Annotated in this window: 3 protein-coding genes; all 3 read right to left on the bottom strand. The window is 64.7% G+C overall.

The features are described from left to right. Positions 1 to 831: oxygen-dependent coproporphyrinogen oxidase (hemF, locus tag QZY06_RS14325; RefSeq protein ID WP_295685718.1), on the bottom strand; the 831-nt coding region annotated here is incomplete at its 3' end. A gap of 28 nt (positions 832 to 859) precedes the next feature. Beyond that, positions 860 to 1,417, bottom strand: a complete 558-nt coding sequence (locus QZY06_RS14320; RefSeq protein WP_295685716.1) for a Sua5/YciO/YrdC/YwlC family protein — start codon at positions 1,415 to 1,417, stop codon at positions 860 to 862. An 11-nt stretch (positions 1,418 to 1,428) separates the two neighbouring features. Next, entirely contained in the window at positions 1,429 to 3,921 is a 2,493-nt protein-coding gene (locus tag QZY06_RS14315) for a DNA topoisomerase I (RefSeq protein ID WP_295685714.1), read from the bottom strand. Positions 3,922 to 4,004 lie beyond the last annotated feature (83 nt).

The following is a 4,004-nucleotide window of genomic DNA, read 5'->3' as shown; positions in this document are numbered from 1 at the left end:
GACCAGTGGCGGCATCGACATCAGGATCGATTCGATGCGGCCCTTGCTCTGCAGGCCGAACGAAGTCCCGCGATCCCAGACCAGATTGAACTCGACATAACGGCCGCGCCGGTACAGCTGCCAGTCGCGTTCGCGCTGGGTGTACAGCATCGGGTGGCGGCGCTCGACGATCGGCATGTAGGCCTTGATGAAGTGATCGCCGACGCTCTGCATCAGCGCGAAGCTGGCGTCGAAGCCGCCAACGCTCCAGTCGTCATAGAACAGGCCGCCGATGCCGCGTGCCTCGTTGCGATGCTTGATGAAGAAGTATTCGTCGCACTGGGCTTTGAGCTTGTCGTGCACGCCGGGTCCGAACGGTTCGCAGGCGGCGCGCGCGGTCTCGTGCCAGTGCTTCGCGTCGTCGATGAAGCCGTAGTACGGCGTCAGATCGAAGCCGCCGCCGAACCACCAGACCGGCGCTTCACCGGCTTTCTCGGCGATCAAAAAGCGCACGTTCATGTGCACGGTCGGCGCGTAGGGGTTCAGCGGATGGAAGACCAGCGACACGCCCATCGCCCGGAAGCCGCGGCCGACCAGTTCCGGTCGCGCAGCTGTCGCGGCTGGCGGCAGTTTGGTGCCGTAGATGTCGGAAAAATTGACGCCGGCGCGCTCGAATACAGCGCCTTCGCTCAGCACCCGGGTTTCGCCGCCGCCGCCTTCATCACGCTGCCAGGCGTCGTGCAGGAATTTCGCGCGACCGTCGATGCGCTCGACTTCCGCACAGATGCGGTTCTGCAGGCCACGGAGATAGGCTTCGACGTCGGCGGGACGCGGGGCTTCGTTGGTATTCATGCCCCGAAGTCTAATGCCGCCGCGAACCTCAGCGGCGCAGGATATTGCCGTTCGCCGAGTCGCGGATGATCGTCGGCTGATCGAGCCCGCCGAGCGCGCCCGGCACCAGCAGATCGAAACGGTTGCGCAGCGCGATGCGGGCATCGCTGGCGCTGCGGGCTGGCGGATCGCCGGCGCGGTTGGCGCTGGTCGACACGATGGCGCCGCCGAATTCCTCGCAGAGCCGGGCGGCCAACGGATGCGCGGTGACTCGCACGGCCACGGTGCTGCGCTCGCCGCTGATCCACATCGGGCAGTAGTCGGTCGCCGGGAACACCCAGGTCGAGGCGCCGGGCCAGGTTGCCGTCGCCCGTCGCCAGGCCATTCGTGACGGCACTTCGATGTACGGCTCGACCTGCTCGATGTGCGCCGCGATCAGGATCAGGCCCTTCTGCCACTCGCGATTCTTCATCGCCAGCAGGCGCATCACCGCCTTGTGGTTCTGCGGATCGCAGCCAACACCCCAGACCGCTTCGGTCGGGTAGACGATGACGCCGCCCTGCTTCAGCAGCGCGGCGGCGATCGCGATCTTGCGAGTATTCAGCATCGTTGCTGCGCTCAGCCCTTCTTCGCGTAGACAGTCCGTTTGGTCAGCGAGGGGGCTCGCGTCGCTTTCTTGGTGGTCTTCTTCGCGGCGGTCTTCTTGCTGGCAGCCTTCTTGACTGCCGCTTTCTTCGGAGCGGCGACAGCACCATCGGCCGGCGCGGCTTTCTTCGCAGCAGCCTTCTTCTTGGCGCCCTTCTTCGCTGGCTTCGCGGCCTCGGCTTCAGCCAGATAGGCCTCGCATTCGAAGACGCTGAGCTTCTCGGCGTCGCGGGTACGCGGGATCGGCGACTTGCGGGTGCCGTCGGTGATGTACGGCCCGAAGCGGCCCTTGATGATGCGGATGCCGGTGCCTTCGAAGCTGCGGATCGTCGCGGCGTCGAGCGCGGCGGCTTTCTGCTCGATCAGCTCGATGACTCTCGGCAGTTCGATGGTGTACGGGTCATCGTCCTTCTTGAGGCTGACAAAGGCCTTGCCGTGGCGCGCGTACGGCCCGAAGCGGCCGATGTTGACCTCGACCTCGTCGCCGTTCGGCATCGCGCCGAGCTTGCGCGGCAGCTTGAACAGCTCCATCGCTTCTTCGAGCGTGATCGTGTCGATGCGCTGGTTGCCACGCAGGCTCGCGTAGCGTGGCTTCTCGGAAGTCGTATCGCCTTCTTCGACTCTGGCGCCGATCTGCACGTATGGCCCATAGCGGCCGAGACGCGTGGTGACCGGCTTGCCGCTGATCGGGTCGATACCGATGGTGCGCGTCTCGGAAACCTCCGAGCGCGACAGCTCCATCTTCTCGTCGACCATCGGCTTGAAGATGCCCCAGAACTTCGCCAGCAACGGCACCCAGGCCTGTTCGCCGCGCGACACCGCATCGAGATCGTCTTCGAGCTTGGCGGTGAATTCGTAGTCGACGTAGCGGGTGAAGTGCTCGGTCAGGAAGCGGCACACGATCAGGCCGACATCGGTCGGCATGAAGGCCTTGCCGTCCAGGCGCACGTAGTCGCGCGCCTGCAGGGTCGAGATGATCGAGGCATAGGTCGACGGGCGACCGATGTCGTATTCCTCGAGCGTCTTCACCAGGCTGGCTTCGGTGAAGCGCGGCGGCGGCTGGGTGAAGTGCTGCTCGGGCAGCAGTTCCAGCAGCTTGACGACATCGCCGACTTCCAGCGGCGGCAGACGCTTCTCGTCGTCTTCCTTGGCTTCGTTCTCGTCGTCGACGGCGATGCCGTAGGCGGCGAGGAAGCCCGGTTCGATCAGCACCTGGCCATTGGCCTTGAAGGCGTGATCGGCGCCGGCGCGCAGTTCGGCGGCAACGGTATCGAATACGGCCGGTGCCATCTGGCAAGCGACCGTACGCTTCCAGATCAGGTCATAAAGCTTGGCCTGATCGGGGGTCAGATATTTGGCGACCGCTTCCGGCGCGCGCAGGAACGAGGTCGGACGAATCGCTTCATGCGCTTCCTGGGCGTTCTTCGACTTGACCTTGAAGTAGCGCGGTTCGGGCAGCGCCGACTTGGCGCCGTAGCGCTTGATGATCGCTTCGCGCAGCTCGGCCAGCGCGTCCTGCGCCAGGTTGACGGCGTCGGTACGCATGTAGGTGATCAGGCCGACGGTCTCGCCGCCGATCTCGACACCTTCATACAACTGTTGCGCCGTGCGCATCGTGCGCTGGGCGGTGAAGCCGAGCTTGCGGTTGCCGTCCTGCTGCAGGGTGGACGTGGTGAACGGCGGCCCCGGCGTGCGGCGGCGCTGCTTCTTGTCGACCTTGGCAACTTTCAGCAAACCCTTCGCGGCAGCATCGATCGCGGCACGCGCGGCTTCGGCCGAGCCTTCGTTGCCGAGCGAGAACTGTTCGACCTTGATGCCATCGAATTCGAGCAAGCGGGCATTGAACGCCGTGCCGTCCTTCTCGGCGCGGGCGTCGAGCGTCCAGTATTCCTGCGGCTTGAAGGCGCGGATTTCTTCCTCGCGCTCGCAGATCAGGCGCAGCGCCGGGCTCTGCACGCGGCCGGCCGACAGACCCGGGCCTACCTTGCGCCACAGCAGCGGTGACAGGTTGAAGCCGACCAGATAATCGAGTGCGCGGCGCGCCTGCTGGGCGTTGACCAGATCCTGGGCGACATCGCGGCCTTCGTCGATCGCACGGGCGACTTCGCGCGGCGTGATCTCGTAGAACACCACGCGCTTGACCGGCTTGTCCTTGATCAGCCCCTTTTCTTTCAGGTGCTCGAGCAGATGCCAGGAAATCGCTTCGCCTTCGCGATCAGGATCGGTGGCGAGGAAGAGGTTATCGGAGCGCTTGAGTTCGGCAATGATCGCGTTGACGTGCTTCGCGTTCTTGTCGATCAGCTGGTACTTCATCTCGAAGCCGCGCGTCACGTCGACGGCGCCATCCTTCGGCACCAGGTCGCGCACATGGCCGTACGAAGCGAGTACTTCGTAGTCCTTGCCCAGATATTTCTTGATCGTCTTGGCCTTGGCGGGCGATTCGACGATGACCAGATTCTTGCTCATTCCTGCCGCGTGTCCCACAACGTTTCCCGCGCCCCGGCGGCGCGTGGGGGGCAGCTTATACGGCAAAGAGCTTGCCAGTGGCT

This window comes from uncultured Nevskia sp. (assembly GCF_903885465.1).
In the GTDB taxonomy this organism is placed as follows: domain Bacteria; phylum Pseudomonadota; class Gammaproteobacteria; order Nevskiales; family Nevskiaceae; genus Nevskia.
The sequence above is the reverse complement of the archived record's forward strand: the minus strand, read 5'-3'. Positions and strand labels throughout refer to the sequence as shown.

What these genes read in the sequence shown, in the direction of transcription:
- QZY06_RS14320 (WP_295685716.1), bottom strand. Translation starts at nt 1,417, where the DNA reads ATGCTGAATACTCGCAAGATCGCGATCGCCGCCGCGCTGCTGAAGCAG.
- QZY06_RS14315 (WP_295685714.1), bottom strand. Translation starts at nt 3,921, where the DNA reads ATGAGCAAGAATCTGGTCATCGTCGAATCGCCCGCCAAGGCCAAGACG.